Annotated in this window: 16 protein-coding genes; 2 read left to right on the plus strand and 14 right to left on the minus strand. The window is 66.0% G+C overall.

Annotated features, from left to right (window positions below):
* Both AYJ57_RS18235 and AYJ57_RS18240 read right to left on the minus strand, forming a co-directional pair.
* A complete protein-coding gene (locus AYJ57_RS18235; protein ID WP_066109342.1) occupies positions 1–915 on the minus strand; it encodes an ABC transporter permease in 915 nt (304 codons plus the stop codon).
* Between the two features lie 69 nt (positions 916–984).
* Entirely contained in the window at positions 985–2,484 is a 1,500-nt protein-coding gene (locus AYJ57_RS18240; RefSeq protein WP_066109345.1) for an ABC transporter substrate-binding protein, read from the minus strand.
* Positions 2,485–2,675: 191 nt separating this feature from the next.
* On the opposite strand from AYJ57_RS18240, the gene AYJ57_RS18245 reads away from it, so the two are divergent.
* Positions 2,676–3,605, plus strand: a complete 930-nt coding sequence (locus AYJ57_RS18245) for a LysR substrate-binding domain-containing protein (protein WP_066109348.1) — start codon at positions 2,676–2,678, stop codon at positions 3,603–3,605.
* Here AYJ57_RS18245 and AYJ57_RS18250 read toward each other — a convergent pair.
* The 12 genes from AYJ57_RS18250 to AYJ57_RS18300 form a co-directional block, all read right to left on the minus strand.
* The gene (locus AYJ57_RS18250) at positions 3,602–4,489 is read right to left on the minus strand and encodes a DMT family transporter (RefSeq protein ID WP_066109351.1); all 888 of its coding nucleotides are present in this window, start codon (positions 4,487–4,489) and stop codon (positions 3,602–3,604) included. The genes AYJ57_RS18245 and AYJ57_RS18250 overlap by 4 nt on opposite strands.
* A gap of 120 nt (positions 4,490–4,609) precedes the next feature.
* Positions 4,610–5,164: a thioredoxin family protein gene (locus tag AYJ57_RS18255; RefSeq protein WP_066109354.1), complete on the minus strand. Its 555-nt coding sequence runs from the start codon at positions 5,162–5,164 to the stop codon at positions 4,610–4,612.
* A 15-nt stretch (positions 5,165–5,179) separates the two neighbouring features.
* The gene (gene rpe, locus AYJ57_RS18260; protein ID WP_066109357.1) at positions 5,180–5,887 is read right to left on the minus strand and encodes a ribulose-phosphate 3-epimerase; all 708 of its coding nucleotides are present in this window, start codon (positions 5,885–5,887) and stop codon (positions 5,180–5,182) included.
* Between the two features lie 91 nt (positions 5,888–5,978).
* On the minus strand, positions 5,979–6,941 hold the full coding sequence (gene cbbX, locus AYJ57_RS18265) for a CbbX protein (RefSeq protein WP_066109360.1): 963 nt from the start codon (positions 6,939–6,941) through the stop codon (positions 5,979–5,981).
* A 118-nt stretch (positions 6,942–7,059) separates the two neighbouring features.
* Positions 7,060–7,479 carry a ribulose bisphosphate carboxylase small subunit gene (locus AYJ57_RS18270; protein ID WP_066109363.1) on the minus strand — a complete coding sequence of 140 codons (420 nt, stop codon included), beginning with the start codon at positions 7,477–7,479 and terminating at the stop codon, positions 7,060–7,062.
* A complete protein-coding gene (locus AYJ57_RS26570) occupies positions 7,476–7,601 on the minus strand; it encodes a hypothetical protein (protein ID WP_257784699.1) in 126 nt (41 codons plus the stop codon). Before AYJ57_RS26570 ends, AYJ57_RS18270 begins: the two co-directional genes overlap by 4 nt.
* Positions 7,598–9,058, minus strand: coding sequence for a form I ribulose bisphosphate carboxylase large subunit (locus AYJ57_RS18275; protein WP_066109366.1), 1,461 nt, complete (start codon positions 9,056–9,058; stop codon positions 7,598–7,600). The genes AYJ57_RS26570 and AYJ57_RS18275 overlap by 4 nt, the downstream gene beginning before the upstream one ends.
* 26 nt (positions 9,059–9,084) lie before the next feature.
* On the minus strand, positions 9,085–10,164 hold the full coding sequence (gene fba / locus AYJ57_RS18280) for a class II fructose-bisphosphate aldolase (protein ID WP_066109369.1): 1,080 nt from the start codon (positions 10,162–10,164) through the stop codon (positions 9,085–9,087).
* Positions 10,165–10,185: 21 nt separating this feature from the next.
* Complete coding sequence (gap, locus tag AYJ57_RS18285) at positions 10,186–11,220, minus strand: type I glyceraldehyde-3-phosphate dehydrogenase (RefSeq protein ID WP_066109373.1); 1,035 nt, start codon at positions 11,218–11,220, stop codon at positions 10,186–10,188.
* Positions 11,221–11,239: 19 nt separating this feature from the next.
* Positions 11,240–13,222, minus strand: coding sequence for a transketolase (gene tkt, locus AYJ57_RS18290; RefSeq protein ID WP_066109376.1), 1,983 nt, complete (start codon positions 13,220–13,222; stop codon positions 11,240–11,242).
* A 14-nt stretch (positions 13,223–13,236) separates the two neighbouring features.
* Positions 13,237–14,109, minus strand: a complete 873-nt coding sequence (locus AYJ57_RS18295) for a phosphoribulokinase (protein WP_066109379.1) — start codon at positions 14,107–14,109, stop codon at positions 13,237–13,239.
* A gap of 65 nt (positions 14,110–14,174) precedes the next feature.
* On the minus strand, positions 14,175–15,182 hold the full coding sequence (locus AYJ57_RS18300; protein ID WP_066109382.1) for a class 1 fructose-bisphosphatase: 1,008 nt from the start codon (positions 15,180–15,182) through the stop codon (positions 14,175–14,177).
* A gap of 100 nt (positions 15,183–15,282) precedes the next feature.
* On the opposite strand from AYJ57_RS18300, the gene cbbR reads away from it, so the two are divergent.
* A complete protein-coding gene (cbbR, locus tag AYJ57_RS18305) occupies positions 15,283–16,215 on the plus strand; it encodes a LysR family regulator CbbR (protein WP_066109385.1) in 933 nt (310 codons plus the stop codon).
* The last annotated feature ends 8 nt before the right edge of the window (positions 16,216–16,223 follow it).

A 16,223-nucleotide genomic window follows, 5' to 3' on the forward strand; every position in this document is an offset into this window, starting at 1 on the left:
TCAGTACCGGATCCGGGGATCGAGCACCGCGTAGAGGATGTCGATCAGCAGGTTCAGAAGGAAGATGGCGAAGGCGGTGACCATGATCGCGGCGAGGATCACGTTGAAGTCGCGTTGCAGGATCGAGTCGATCATCAGCTTGCCGATGCCCGGAAAGCCGAAGATTGTCTCGACCACCACCGCGCCGTTGAGGATCGCCGTGGTCTGGTCGCCGATCACCGTGATGACCGGCAGCAATGCGTTGCGCAGCGCGTGCACAAAGATGATCGGCCGGTTGCGCACGCCTTTGGCGCGGGCGGTTTTCACGTAGGGCGCGTGCAGGGCGGTGATCATCGCGCCGCGCACCACCTGCAGGATCAGGCCGAAGGGCCGGATGAACAGCACCGCCACGGGCAGCACCCAGTGCCACGGCGTGCCGGTGCCGGAGGTCGGCAACCAGCCCAGCCCCACCGAGAAGATCACGATGGCGACGATGGCGACCCAGAAGTCCGGCGCGCTGGCGCCGATGAGCGAGAAGAACGTGGCGATCCGGTCGAAGATGCCGCCGACGTGGAAGGCGGCCAGCGAGCCCAGCACGATGGCGCTGACGGTGACCAGAGCCATGGTGATCACGGCCAGTTGCAGCGTCCAGCCAAAGCCGCGCAGCACGGCCTCGAGCGCCGGTTCCGAGCGGCGGATGGAGTCGCCGAAGTCGAAGCGCAGCAGATCGCCCATGTAGTGGAAGAATTGGATCAGCAGGGGATCGTTCAGCCCGTTGATCTCGCGGAACCGCTCACGGCTCTCCAGCGATGCGTCGACGGGAAGGTAAAGGTCGGTGGGGTCTCCGGTCAGGCGTGACAGGAAGAAGACCAGGATGATCAGGCCGACCAGCGAGATGGCACTGGCGACGGCGCGTTTGCCAAGGAAGGATTGCATGTCTGCCTCGATTGTCCGGTGGCGTCAGGGCCGTGCCGGGGGCGGGCGCGCCGCCCCCGGACGGAGGCCTTACTTGAAGCTGATCTGCGAAAGCTGCAGTTCAGAGTTCGTGCGGATCGACGGGGTGAAGTCGAGGCGCTCGTTCACGCGGCTCATGCCCACCATGTGCCACAGGAACACATCCGCCACGAGATCGTCGTGGATATAGGCAAAGACCTCTTCCCACAGCGCTTCGCGCTCGTCGCCGGCGGCGGTGGTCGCCTTGGTGATCATCTCGTCCAGCTTCGGATCCGAGGTGCCCGACTGGACGCCGTCAGAGGCGTATTTGTTGAACATCGAGAAGACGGGATCGCCATTAGCGTTGTCGTGCATCGCCTCGACCATGGTCGGGCCAAGGTCCTCGGGGAAGGGCTTGGAGTAGTATTTGTTCCACTCGGCCACTTCGACCATCTGCAGTTTGACGTTGAAGCCGACGTCCTGCCACATCGAGGTCAGCGCCTCCATCGTCTCCACCACGTTGGCGAAGTTCTCGAGACGGCCGATCACGGTGATCTCTGCCTCCACGTCGACGCCGTCGCTCTGCGCCGCTTCCAGCAGGCCCTTGGCCTTGTCGGGATCGAACGGGTAGGGGGTGAGATCGTGGTTGTAACCGATGGTCGAGGGCGGGGTCATGCCGGTCGCCAGCAGCGTGCCATCGGCGAGGATCGTGCCGACGAAGGCCTCTTTGTCGACGGCGTAGTTCAGCGCTTGCCGCACCCGCACGTCATCCAGCGGGGCCGCCGAAAGGTCGAGCCGCATATAGACGGTTTCCGAGTTCGGATAGGCGTGGTCGGTGCCATCGTCGGTGGCATCCTGCAGCGCGATGTTCGGCGCGATATCCGCTTCGCCCGCCGCGACCATTGCGGCCCGCACGGCGCTTTCGGAGCGGAAAAGATAGGTGGCGTTTTTCACCTCGGGCGCGTCGCCCCAGTAATCGTCGCGCGCCGACAGCTTGATATGCTGGCCGCGGGCATATTCGTCGAACGTATAGGGGCCGGTGCCCACCGGCGTGTCGGTGAAGGCGTCGGGGTTGGTCTCGGACGGCAGCACCGCCAGCGTCGACATCAGCAGCGGCAGGATCGGCTGCGCCGGATCGCTGGTGATCTCGATGGTGTGCTCGTCGACGATATTGGTGCTGAGCGCCATGCCGCCGTAGTATTTCGCACCGGTCTCGCAAACGAATTTGTCGGAAAGGTTGCGTTCGAGCGAGAATTTGACGTCCTCGGCGTCAAAGCTCGTGCCGTCCGAGAAGCTCACCCCGTCGCGCAGTGTGAAGCGCCACGTGCCGTTGCCCATGTCTTCCCATTCGGTGGCCAGACGCGGCTGCAGACCCTCGCCCGGCACCAGTTCGGTCAGCGTCTCGGAGACGTTCTGAAGCAGCACGCGGCCGACGTTCGACTGCGTGGCCATGCACGGCTCGACGGTGTTGAGTTCCTCCGACAGAACGACGGTGACGTCCTGCGCAAATGCCTGCCCGGCGATTGTGGATGCGAGCAGGGCCGCGACAAGGCGGCCGGTCCGATAGGTCATGGTTCTCCTCCCAAATTACCATGTCTGTCCGGTGATCTGCACCGGCTGAAACTGTCCCGCGCTCGCCCAATGGAGAGAGAGCAGGTGAAAGAACCATACGCCTGAGGTTGCGATTGTATATTCCATAGTTGGATTGAAATGATACAATACTTGAATTGGATGCAGACGCGGCATTTCGGGGAGGACTGTCTATGGCTCAGGCATCATACGATTTTTTCCAGCTTCGGTTTTTCATCGCCGTTGCGGAGGAGCTGAACTTTCGCCGCGCCGCGGCGCGGCTCAACATGACGCAGCCGCCTTTGTCGCGGCAGATCAGGCTGCTTGAGGATCGAATCGGACTGACGCTCTTTGACCGGTCCAACCGGTCGGTGCGGCTGACCCCTGCTGGCGTGAGTTTCCTCAAGAGCGCGACCGACCTGATGCAGCGCGCGGAATATGCGGTGCTGACCGCCCGGCAGGCCGAGCGCGGCGATGTCGGCAATGTGGTGATGGGCTTTGTGCCCTCGGCCAGCCTGCATTTCGTGCCGCAGATCGCTTGCGCCCTGAAGCGGGTGATGCCGGGGGTGAAATTCGAGCCGATCGAGATGATGAGTTATGAGATCGCCGAAGGCCTGCAGTCGGGCAAGCTCGACCTCGGGCTTACCCGCTCGACGGCGCATGGTCAGGAGATCGAGAACATCCTTCTGGTGCGCGAGCCCTTCATGCTGGCGTTGCCGCAGGATCACCCGCTTTGCGAGAAGCAGGATCTCAGCGTGCGCGACCTCAAGGGGGTGGATTTTGTCGGCTATTCCTCGGAGCGGGGCGGCTTTCTGAAAGACATTCACCGGGCGCTTTTCGCCACCGTCGGGGTGACGCCCGAGACGGTGCAGGAGGTGAGCCAGACCCAGACGATCGTGTCGCTGGTGAACGCGGGGCTTGGCGTGGGGCTGGTGCCGCAGTCGGCCATGGCGATGCGGATGGAGAATGTGGTCTTCCGCTCGATTGATGCGCCGAAGGAGTTCAACTCGACGCTCTATCTCAATATCGCGCCGAACCGGGGCACGCCGCTCAACGAGAAGGTGCGCGCCACGATCCTTTCGGCGCTGCAGTCCGAGGCCGCCGCGCGGCAGGGCGCGGCCTAGGGCGCGCCGCCGATGCGCCTTGCGCTATGGGCCATGACCAGCGTGGCGACGAAAATGGCGATGCCGCCCGCCCATGTGGTGCCGGTCACCACCTGCCCAAAGAAAAGATAGCCCAAGGCGGCCACGAAAGGCAGGCGCAGGAAGTCGAAGGGCACGATGAGCGAGGCATCGGCCAGCGCAAAGGCCCGCGTCGCCAGCGTCATGGCCGCGGCGCCAAGCGCGCCCTGCAGCGCCAGCAGCAGCCATTGCGACAGCGTCGGCGTTTGCCAGACCAGCAGCGCCGGGATCGCCGCCAGCGGCACCGTGGCGATAAGGTTCCAAGCCACCAGCGTCTCGGTCCGGTCGCGCGCCACCATGCCCTTGAGGATCAGCTGGATCACCGCCACCAGCAGCGCGCCGATCAGCGCGTAGCCCAGCCCGAGGGGGATGTCCCCCGCGCCCGGACGCAGCACGATCAGCACGCCCGCAAAGCCCAGCGTCACGGCAAGGATGCGCACCGGGCGCGGGCGCTCGCCCAGAAAGACCCAAGCCCCCAGCGTGACGAAGATCGGCGAGGCGAAGGCGATGGCCGTCACATCCGCCAGCGGCGCCGCGGCAAAGGCGAAGAAGAAGGCGATCACCGAGGCCAGCTTCAGCGCCGCCCGCAAAACGTGGCGCAGCCGGTACTCGGTCTGCAGGATGCCCGGTCGTGACAGCAGCCACGGCAGCACCACCAGCAGGCCAAAGAGCGCGCGGGTGAAGCCCATGACGAAAGGGTGCACTTCGCCCGCCAATTGCCGCACCAGAACGGAATCGACCGCGCCGCACGCCGAAGCGAGCAACATGAGCAGAATGCCCACCAGCGGCTGGTTCTGCCGCGAAAACCTTGTCCAGCTTGCTGTCATCCGTCCCTCCGCGCCGCTCTTTGGGCGCGTCCTCCATCCGGAGCGGGACCGTCGTCCAGAGCGGGCGGGGTTGTCAAGCCGTGCCGGGGGCGCCGGGTCGGCGCGCCGCTTGAGAGGACGTCAGGCGGCCTTCCATTTGATCGAGCAGCCCATCGAGGGGATCTGATCGAGCGGGCCGGTGCCAAATTCGGCGACCTGTTTCATCGCCTCGAAGAGATCACGGCGGGTGCCTTCGGGGGCGGCCTCCTTGCGCGACGCGTCGAGCCGGCCGCGGTATTGCAGGCCAAGGGCCGCATCGAAGCCGAAGAAATCCGGCGTGCAGGCGGCGTCATAGGCGCGGGCGACCTGCTGGCTCTCGTCATAGAGGTAGGGGAAGGGAAAGGCCTTGTGCTGCGCCATCTTTTTCATGTTCTCGAAACTGTCCGCCGGGTAGCTCGCGGCGTCATTGGCGCTGATCGCAACGGTGTGGATGCCATGCTCGCGCAGCTCGGTCGCGTCGAGAATGATCCGGTCGATCACCGCCAAAACGTAGGGACAGTGGTTGCAGATGAACATGATCAGCGTGCCCTTGGGGCCGCGAAGCTCTTCGAGGCTGTAGGTCTTGCCGTCGGTGGCGGGCAGCGAAAAGCCCTGCGCGGGCCAGCCGAAATCGCAGACAGGGGGAGAGACGGGCATGGAAGACTCCTCTGGTCAGGCCGCCGAGCGCGCCCCGGTCGCGGCTGTCGCGGCGGCGCGGATCGCCCGGATATTCTCTCCATATGGGGCGGGGTCCGAGACCGATCCACCTCGGAACACCGCCGAGCCTGCCACAAGCACATCGGCTCCCGCCTTCGTGACCAGCGGGGCGGTCTCGGGATCGACACCGCCGTCGATCTGGATGTGGATCTCGCGATCACCGATCATCTCGCGCAGCTTGGCGATCTGCGCCAGCTGAGAGTGGATGAATTTCTGCCCGCCAAAACCGGGGTTGACGGTCATCAGGCAGATGAGATCGCACAGATCGAGCAGCGGCGCCGCGGCCTCGACCGGGGTGCCGGGGTTGAGCGCGAGCCCCGCCTTGGCGCCGGTGGCGCGGATCGCCTGAAGGGTGCGGTGGCTGTGCGGCCCGGCCTCCAGATGGGCGGTGATCACATCCGCGCCAGCCTCGGCGAAGGCCTCGATGTAGGGGTCGACCGGGGCGATCATCAGATGCACGTCCATCACCGTGGAAATGTGCGGGCGGATCGCCTTCACCAGCGGCGGGCCAAAGGTGAGGTTCGGCACGAAATGCCCGTCCATCACATCCACATGGATCCAGTCGGCGCCCTGCGCTTCGACGGCGCGGATCTCCTGCCCGAAATTGGCGAAATCGGCGGAGAGGATGGAGGGGGCGATTTTCACGCTGCGGTCGAAATTCATTGTCGGGCTCCTTGGGGTGAGCGGGGGAGGGGGCGCTGCCCCCACCCGCCTGCGGCGGGCCCCCCGGGATATTTCGATCTAGACGAAGCGGCTATTCGGCGGCCTGCGGCACGCGGCGATCCACGTTGAGGCCGCCGCGGAAGACCCGCGAGGCGCGCAGATCGGCCTCGGTGATGGTCGAAAGCGCTTCGGCGCCGAGCGGGCCCTTCGCTTCGTTGAACAGCCGGTTGGCCTGTCGCAGCCGGGCGCGGTCGAGCGCGTTGCGGATCGAGCGGGCATTGGCGAAATGCGGCTGGCCGCGGCGGGTGGTGATATAGTCGGCCATGGCGGCGCGCGCCGCATCGTCGAACGCGTAGTTCTGCGCGCCCAGCATGATCTGCGAGATCTGCAGAAGCTCGTCGTCGCTGTAGTCGGGAAACTCGATGTGATGGGCGATGCGCGAGCGAAAGCCGGGGTTGCTTTCGAAGAAGCGGTCCATGCGATCGGCGTAGCCGGCGAGGATCACCACCAGATCGTCGCGGTTGTTCTCCATCACCTGCAGCAGGATCTCGATCGCCTCCTGTCCGTAGTCGCGCTCGTTCTCGGGGCGGTAGAGGTAGTAGGCCTCATCGATGAAGAGCACGCCGCCCATGGCCTTTTTCAGCACCTCCTTGGTCTTGGGGGCGGTGTGGCCGATGTATTGGCCCACGAGATCGTCACGGGTGACGGTGACGAGATGGCCTTTGCGCACGTAGCCCAAGCGGTGCAGCAGGTCGGCCATCTTCAGCGCCACGGTGGTCTTGCCGGTGCCGGGATTGCCGGTGAAGGACATGTGCAGGGTCGGCGTTTCCGTGGCGAGCCCCATCTGGCGCCGCGCCTTGTCGACCAGCAGCAGCGCGGCGGTTTCGCGGATGCGCGCCTTGACCGGGGCGAGGCCGATCATCGTCTCGTCAAGCTCGGCCAGCATCTCGCGCACGCCGCTGCCCTCGAAGGCGGCGGCGAGATCGACGGTGGTGGGGCGCTCGGGGTGTTCTGCGGGGGCTGGTTCGGTGTCAGTCTGCGGGGTCTCGGTCATGTCGGGCTCCGAACTCGGGGGGCTGGGGTGGGGCGTCCTGCTTGGACTGGAAGAGGACGCCCCGCTGCCTGCGCCCAAGGAGGTTCGGGCGCGGGAAGGGCTCAGGCGTAGAGAAGGCCTAGGCGTAGCGGCGGCCCTCGGGCTCGCGCACGGCATAGCTCTCGATCGTGTAGCGGATGCTGCGGCCCTCGCCCTCTTGCCGCACGACGCGGAAGCCGGGCTCTTCAGCGGGGCGGCCCGCGATGAAGCTCATGCGGATCGACTCCCATCCGGCGGAGCTGTCGAAGGCGATGACGCGGATGTATTTCCCGCCATGCTCCTTGCGGCACTCATTGACCTCGAAGACCACGGCGGCGGCGTCGGGATTGTCGAACATCGGGTGGCCCCACATCTCCCAGTAGGTATTCCGTGGGTGCGGGTCGTCGGTGTATTCGACCGATACGGCCCAGCCGTTGTCGATGGCGTATTGGGCCTGCGCGTGGATGTCGTCATCCGTCAGGTCGGGCAGGAAGCTGAACTGGCCTTGTCTCAGTTTCATCGGGGATCTCCTTTGGCGATCTGGCTCTGCCGGGGCGGCAGCGTGGCGGGATGAGGGGCCGAGGGCGCATGCGCCAGCGGCAGGGGCGGCGCGGCACCCGGGGCGAGGGGCAGGTGGCTCATGCCGAGACCTCGGGGGTCGGCGCGAAGTCGGGCGCGTCGGTGGAGGCGTAGTTGAAGCTGACGTCCTTCCACGTATCGAGCGCCTGCTTGAGCGGGGTGCAGCTGCGCGCGGCGTCGCGCAGGATATCCGGCCCCTCGTTCCAGATGTCGCGTCCGGCGTTGCGGGCAAAGACCATCGCCTCGAGCGCCACGCGGTTCGCCGTTGCCCCGGCCTCGATGCCATGCGGGTGGCCGATGGTGCCGCCGCCGAACTGCAGCACCACGTCCTCGCCAAGATACGTCAGCAGCTGGTGCATCTGCCCGGCGTGGATGCCGCCCGAGGCGACGGGCATCATCTTGTTGAGCGAGGCCCAGTCCTGATCGAAGAAGATGCCATTCTCGAGCGCCATCGGGTTCCGCTCTTCGCGGAAGATGTCGTAGTATCCCTTGGTGGTGGCCGGATCGCCCTCGAGCTTGCCGACGACAGTGCCCGCGTGCAGGTGATCGACCCCGGCAAGGCGCATCCATTTGGCGATGACGCGGAACGACACGCCGTGGCTGCGCTGGCGGGTGTAGGTCGAATGCCCGGCGCGGTGCAGGTGCAGGATCATGTCGTTGTCGCGCGCCCATTTCGCCATGGACTGGATCGCGGTGTAGCCGATGACGAGGTCGATCATGATGATCACCGAGCCCAGCGACTTGGCGAACTCGGCGCGGGCGTACATCTCTTCCATCGTGCCGGCGGTGACGTTGAGATAGGTGCCCTTCACCTCGCCGGTGGCGGCAGAGGCGCGGGCCACCGCTTCCATGCAGTAGAGGAAGCGGTCGCGCCAATGCATGAAGGGCTGGGAGTTGATGTTCTCGTCGTCCTTGGTGAAGTCGAGCCCGCCCTTCAGCGCCTCATAGACCACGCGGCCATAGTTGCGGCCCGAGAGGCCGAGCTTGGGCTTCACCGTGGCACCCAGCAGCGGGCGGCCATAGGCGTTGAGCCGCTCGCGTTCGACGACGATGCCGGTGGCGGGGCCTTGAAAGGTCTTCACATAGGCGACCGGCAGGCGCATGTCCTCGAGCCGCAGCGCCTTGAGCGGCTTGAAGCCGAAGACATTGCCGATGATCGAGGCGGTGAGATTGGCGATGCTGCCCGGCTCGAAGAGGTCGAGGTCATAGGCGATATAGGCAAAGAACTCGCCTTCGGAATTGGGCACCGGATCAACGCGGTAAGCCTTGGCGCGGTATTTCTCGCAGTTGGTGAGCCGGTCGGTCCAGACCACGGTCCAGGTGGCGGTGGAGCTTTCACCGGCGACGGCGGCGGCGGCTTCGACCGGGTCCACGCCGTCCTGGGGCGTGATCCGGAAGAGCGCGATGATGTCGGTGTCAGCGGGGGTGTAGTCCGGCTCCCAATAGCCCATCTGGGCGTATTTCATCACGCCGGCGGAGTAGCGCTTCTTGGCGTCGGTGACTGTGGACATGTCGTTCATGGGGTGGTCCTCCTCCTCAGGATGTCTCAGGCCGCGCGGTCGGCGGCGATGCGGGGGGCGAGCGCGCCGCTTGCGTAGCGGCGGGCCATGTCGTCGAGGCTGATCGGGGTGATCTTTCCGGCCTGACCGGCGGTGCCGAAGCGCTCGAAACGGTGGGTGCAGAGCGCTTCGAGTTCCTTCATCGCGGGGATCATGAACTTGCGCGGGTCGAACTCCTCGGGCTTGTCCAGCGCCACCTTGCGGAACTGGCCGGTCATCGCCATGCGGCAGTCGGTGTCGATATTCACCTTGCGCACGCCCATGCGGATGCCGCGCTCGATCTCCTCCACCGGCACGCCGTAGGTCTGCGGCATATGCCCGCCGCTTGCGTTGATCAGGTCCTGCAGATGCTGCGGCACCGAGCTGGAGCCATGCATGACAAGATGCGTGTCGGGCAGCTTTTCGTGGATCGCGGCGATGGTCTTCATCGACAGGATGTCGCCGTCGGGCGCGCGGGTGAACTTGTAGGCGCCATGGCTGGTGCCGCAGGCGATGGCGAGCGCGTCGCATTGGGTGGCGAGCACGAAGTCCACCGCCTGATCGGGATCGGTGAGCAGCTGCGAGTGGTCGAGCTTGCCTTCCGCTCCCGAGCCATCCTCGGCCGCCGCCTCGCCGGTTTCCAGCGAGCCCAGCACGCCCAGCTCTCCTTCGACGCTGGCGCCGACGGCATGGGCGGCGCGGGTGACCCGCGCGGTGATCTCGACGTTGTAGTCGTAAGACGCGGGGGTCTTCATATCCTCTTCGAGGGATCCGTCCATCATCACCGAGGTGAAGCCGTGGCGGATCGCCGAGAGGCAGGTGGCATCGTTGTTGCCGTGGTCCTGATGCAGCACGATCGGATTGCGCGGGTACATTTCCGCCAGCGCCTCGACCATGTGGCGCAGCATGATATCTCCGGCGTAGCTGCGCGCGCCGCGGCTGGCCTGCAGGATCACCGGCGCGTCGCAGGCCTCGGCGGCGCGCAGGATCGCCAGACCCTGCTCCATATTGTTGATGTTGAAGGCGGGCACGCCGTAGCCCTGTTCGGCGGCGTGATCCAGAAGCTGTCTCAGGGTGATAAGTGGCATTGGGTTTCCTCCCTTCGGGGATCAGGCGTCTTGCAGCGAGGCGGGGGCCTCGGCGCCAATGAGCTTGCCCATCGCCACGGCGGTGTCGGCCATGCGGTTGGAAAAGCCCCATTCGTTGTCGTACCAGGACAGGATCCGCACCATCCGCCCGGCCATGACCTTGGTCTGATCCATGTGGAACACCGAGCTGTGCGGGTCGTGGTTGAAATCGGTCGAGACATTGGGCCGATCAGTATAGCCCAGCACGCCCTTGAGCGGCCCGTCGGCGGCGGCGCGGATCGCGGCGTTGACCTCATCGACCGTGGTATCGCGGGCCGCCTCGAACACCAGATCGACCACCGACACGTTCGGCGTGGGCACGCGGATCGCCACGCCGTCGAGCTTGCCGTTGAGCTCGGGCAGCACAAGGCCCACGGCCTTGGCCGCGCCGGTGCTGGTAGGGATCATCGACTGCGCGGCGGCGCGGGCGCGGTAGAGGTCCTTGTGCATCGTATCCAGCGTAGGCTGATCGCCGGTGTAGCTGTGGATCGTGGTCATGAAGCCCTTTTCGATGCCGATGGCGTCGTTCAGCGCCTTGGCCACCGGCGACAGGCAATTGGTGGTGCAGGAAGCATTCGAGACGACCACATGCTCGGGACGCAGCTCGCGATGGTTCACGCCGAAGACCACGGTCTTGTCGACACCCGAGGCGGGGGCCGAGACCAGCACGCGCTTCGATCCGTTCTGCAGATGCAGCGCCGCCTTGTCGCGGTCGGTGAAGATTCCGGTGCATTCGAGCGCCACGTCGACGCCCTCCCACGGCAGTTCCGCGGGGTTGCGCAGGGCGGTCACTTCGATCGGCCCGCGGCCAAGGTCGATGGTGCTGCCGCGCACCGTCACCTCGCCGGGAAAGCGCCCGTGCACGCTGTCGAAGCGCAGCAGATGGGCATTGGTCTCCACCGGGCCGAGATCGTTGATCGCGACCACCTCGATGTCGGTGCGGCCCGACTCCGCGATGGCGCGGAGCACATTTCTCCCGATACGGCCGAAGCCGTTTATGGCAACCCTGACTGTCATCCCTGATCCTTTTCCTGATTTACTGCAGGTTCTTGGCGAGGCGGGCGACCGCCTCTGCGGTGATGCCGAAATGGCGGTAGAGATCCGGCGCGGGGGCTGAGGCGCCAAAGCCGGTCATGCCGACAAAGCCGTCCTCGGGGCGCAGCATGAGACACCAGCCCTGCCGAACCGCGGCCTCGATGCCGATGCGCGGCGCGTCGCCGAGGGTCTCGGCGCGGTACTCGGGCGGTTGCTGTTCGAAAAGCTCGAAGCAGGGGGCCGAGACCACCGCGGCGCTGAGGCCCTCCTCGGCCAGAAGATCGGCGGCGGCGAGCGCCAGTTCGACCTCGGAGCCGGTAGCGATGAGCGTCACGTCGCGCTGGGCGGGGCCCTTCAGCACATAGGCGCCGCGGGCGGTGAGGTTCGTCTCCACATGGCGGCTGCGCACGGTGGGCAGCCCCTGCCGCGACAGGCACAGCACCGAGGGCGTGCGGCTCTGCTCCATCGCCAGCGCCCAAGCCTCGGCGGTCTCCACCGCGTCGGCGGGGCGAAACACCAGCATGTTCGGCATGGCGCGCAGGCTGGCGATGGTCTCGACCGGCTGGTGCGTCGGGCCATCCTCGCCGAGGCCGATGCTGTCATGGGTCATCACATAGGCGACTGGCACACCCATCAGCGCCGAGAGCCGCATCGCCGGGCGGCAGTAGTCGGCGAAGGCGAGGAAGGTGCCGCCGTAGGGCTTCAGCCCGCCGTGCAGGGCGATGCCGTTCATCGCCGCGGCCATGCCATGCTCGCGGATGTCGTAGTGGATGTAATCGCCCGAGTAATCGGCGGCGCTGACCGGGCGCATGCCCTTGGTGCGCGTGTTGTTCGAGCCAGTCAGATCCGCCGAGCCGCCGACGGTGTTGGGCAGCGTGCCGTTGACCACCTCGAGCGCCATCTCGCTGGCCTTGCGGGTCGCCACCTTGGGGGCGTCCTGCGAGAGGCGGTGCTTATAGGCGTTGATGGCGGCGTCGAGCGCCTTGGCATCCACCGGGGCAAAAGCGGCGCGGAAGGCTTCGGCCTGCGGGTCGTCCCCGAGCCTGCGGATCCAAGCCCGCCGCGCCTCGCCGCCGCGCGCGGCCACGGCGCGCCATGCGTCCGTGACCTCGGGCGGGATCTCGAAGGCCGGGAGGGACCAGTCGAGCGCCCCACGCGCGGCGGCGATTTCTTCGGCACCCAGCGGGGCACCATGCACGTCATGCGATCCCTGCTTGTTGGGCGCGCCGTAACCGATCACCGTGCGGCAGGCGATCATCGAGGGCCGGTCGTCGGCGCGGGCGATCTCGATGGCGGCGGCGATGGCTTCCTTGTCGTGGCCGTCCACCGCCTGCACATGCCAGCCCGCGGCGCGGAACCGCGCCTGCTGGTCGGTCGAGGTCGAAAGCTCGGTGCCGCCGTCGATGGTGATGCGGTTGTCGTCCCAGAGCAGGATCAGCCGCGACAGGCTCATGTGGCCGGCGAGGTCGATGGCCTCGTGGCTGATGCCCTCCATCAGGCAGCCGTCCCCGGCGATGACATAGGTGTAATGGTCCATCAGCGCATCGCCGAAACGGGCGTTCAGCATCCGCTCGGCCAGCGCCATGCCGACGGCGGTCGAGATACCCTGACCGAGCGGGCCGGTGGTGGTCTCGATGCCCTTGGCGTGGCCGTATTCCGGATGGCCCGCGGTGCGCGAGCCAAGCTGGCGGAACCGCTTGATCTGCTCCATCGGCATGTCGTCATAGCCGAGCAGATGGTGGATCGCATAGACCAGCATCGAGCCATGCCCGGCGCTCATCACGAAACGGTCGCGGTCGGGCCAGAGGTGGTTCTTGGGATCGAGCGTGATGAAGCGGTTGAACAGCACCGTCGCCACGTCGGCCATGCCCATCGGCGCGCCGGGATGGCCCGAGTTCGCCTGCTGCACCGCGTCCATGGTCAGCGCGCGGATCGCATTGGCCATGAGGTCTTCGATGGCGGTGACCTTGGTCTGAACGTTCATGTCGTCTCCTCCAATCAGGCGCGCTTGCTCTCGGTCACGAGGCGCTGGACCATGGGCGTGAAGATGAGTTGCATCGCCAGATCCATCTTGCCGCCGGGGATCACGATGGAATTGGCGCGGCTCATCCAGCTGTTCTGGATCATCGAGGTGAGATACGGGAAATCGATGCCCCGCGGGTTGCGGAAGCGGATCACCACGAGGCTCTCGTCGGCGGTGGGGATCCAGCGGGCGATGAACGGGTCGGAGGTGTCGACCACCGGCACGCGCTGGAAGTTCACGTCGGTCTGGATGAACTGCGGGCAGATGCAGTGCACATAGGCGTGCATCCGGCGCAGGATGGTGTCTGTCACCGCCTCGGTTGTGTAGCCGCGGCTGGCCTTGTCGCGGTGGATCTTCTGGATCCATTCAAGGTTGATCACCGGCACCACGCCGATCTTGAGATCCGCCAGCGCCGCGAGGTTCACCTCGTCGTTGGCCACCGCGCCATGCAGCCCCTCGTAGAACAGCAGGTCGCTGCCCTCGTCAAAGCTTTCCCAGTCGGTGAAATTGCCCGGCGGGGTGTTCCAGCGCGCGGCTTCGTCGTCGTCGTGCACATAGTGACGGGTGCGCCCGGTGCCGGTCTCGCCATAGGTGCGGAAAATCTCTTCCAGCTCCCCCAGCTCATTGGCGTCATAAGAGAAATGCGAGAAGGTCTCATCCCCGGAAGACTTCCGCGCCTCCAGTTCGGCCTTCATGTCAGCGCGGTTGTAGCGGTGGAAGGCGTCGCCCTCGATGCTGACGGCAGTGATCCCCTCGCGACGGAAGATCTGGTCGAAGGTCGCCTTGACCGTGGTCGTGCCCGCGCCCGAAGAGCCGGTGACTGAGATGATGGGATGCTTCTTGCTCATGGGTCTTTGGGTTCCGTGAATCTCGGGTCTGGGACGCAGGCTCAGGTTTGGGCTCAGGCTTCGGCTCAGGCGCGGAACAGGCCGCGGTTGCCGAAGAGGGCAGAGACCTCCTGATCGGGCAGGTCGTGGTAGGCGGCGACGTGATCCACCTTGCCCGCCGAGCCGAAGACGAAGGGCGTGCGGGCGTGCAGGCTGTCGGGGATCAGGTCGAGAATGCGTGTGGTGCCATCGGTGGCATGGCCCTGCGCGGCCTCGATCAGCAAGGCGATCGGGGCGCATTCATAGACCATGCGCAACCGGCCGGCCTCATAGCCGGGGCGGGCGTCGGCTGGGTAAAGAAACAGCCCGCCGCGCATCAGGATGCGGTGGGTCTCGGCCACCAGCGAGGCGATCCAACGCATGTTGAAATTGCAGGCGCGCGGCCCCTCGGCTCCCGCGAGGCAATCGTCGATATAAGCGCGGATCGGCTTCGACCAGTGGCGGTAGTTCGAGGCGTTGATGGCAAACTCGGTGCTGCCGCCATCGACGGTGACGGCACCGCTGAGCAGGGTGAAACGCCCGGTCTCGGGGTCGAGGATATGGTGCTGCAGCGCATCGCCGAAGCTCAGCATCAGCATCACCTGCGGGCCGTAGATCACATAGCCCGCGGCCAGTTGTTCGTGTCCGGGGCGGAGGAAGGTCTCCGCCCCGGTCTCGCGGGCGGCACGGAGGGAGAAGATCGTGCCGATCGAGACGTTGGTTTCGATATTGGACGAGCCGTCGAGCGGGTCGATGGCCAGCGCCAGCGTGCCATCGCGGTCGATAAGCTGCACATCGGCGCGCTCTTCCGAGGCGTACCAGCGCACACCGGTGCCGCGCATCGCCTCGGCAAAGGCCTCGTCGGCGATAAGGTCGAGCGCCTTTTGCGCGTCGCCATCGGTGTTGTCGCCCACATGCGCGGCCATCTGTCCGTCGAGCGGGCCGCGGGCGATGCGGTGGGCAAGGTCGCGGGCGACCCGGCCAACGGCCTCGAGGGCCGGGCGCAGGGCATCCGGGATCGGCGCCTCCGCGGGGAATGCGTTCGTGTCGGTCATCAAGGCCTCCTCCTCCTCGACGGGTGACGTGGCCTTGATTTTGGCGATGTGAGCTTGTTAGAAAATTTAAAATTTCTGACTTCAAATTAGAGGAAATTTAATGCGCCGACTTGCCTCGCTGACGCTGAAACAACTGCGCTCTTTGGAAGCTGTTGAAAGAACAGGGTCTATTTCGCGCGCTGCCGAAGAGCTCGGGCTGACCGCCCCGGCGGTGCACAGCCAGTTGAAGGCCTTGGATCAGACTTTCGGATGCGTCCTGCTGACGCGGGCAGGGGCGGGAAAGTTCCATGCCACGCCCGAGGGCGCGGCGCTTTTGCAGGCGTGGGAGACGGCAGAGGCGGGGTTTCGCCGGGCGCTGCAACGAATCGACGCGCTGCAAAAGGGCATGGCGGGCAGCGTGGTTCTGGGGGTGGTCTCGACCGGCAAGTATTTCGCCCCCGGGATCGTCGCGCGGCTGCGCAAGGCCTGCCCCGAGATCGAGATCGTCCTCGAGGTGGGCAACCGCGACCGGATCATCGCGGCGCTTCAGGACGGGGCGCTGGATCTGGCGATCATGGGGCGTCCGCCGCGCGAGCCGGCGGTTGAGGCGCTGTCGATCGGCGATCACCCGCATGTGCTGATCGCGCCGCCCGACCATCCGCTGGCGGGCCGCGCCGAGATCACCGCCGAGGAGGTGCTGAGCGACATGATCCTGATGCGCGAGCCGGGGTCGGGGACGCGCATCCTCGCCACCCGCTTCCTCGACCGGATCGGCGAGGGCAAACCCTATGCGCGCGCCGAGATGAACTCCAACGAGACGATCAAACAGGCGGTGATCGCCGGGCTGGGCATCGCGCTCATCTCGTATCACACTGTCGCCGAGGAGTTGCGCAGCGGGCGGCTGGTCACGCTGGATTTGCCCGGCCTGCCGATCATGCGCCACTGGTTCCTGCTGCATCGCGCCGACATGCCCATCACCGGCGCCGCGCGCACCGTCTGGGATTTCATCGCCGCCGAGCGCGCCGGGTTCCTGCCCAGTTGGCCGGTGGCGTGATCGGGTGA

This window comes from Salipiger sp. CCB-MM3, from assembly GCF_001687105.1.
Taxonomy (GTDB): domain Bacteria; phylum Pseudomonadota; class Alphaproteobacteria; order Rhodobacterales; family Rhodobacteraceae; genus Salipiger.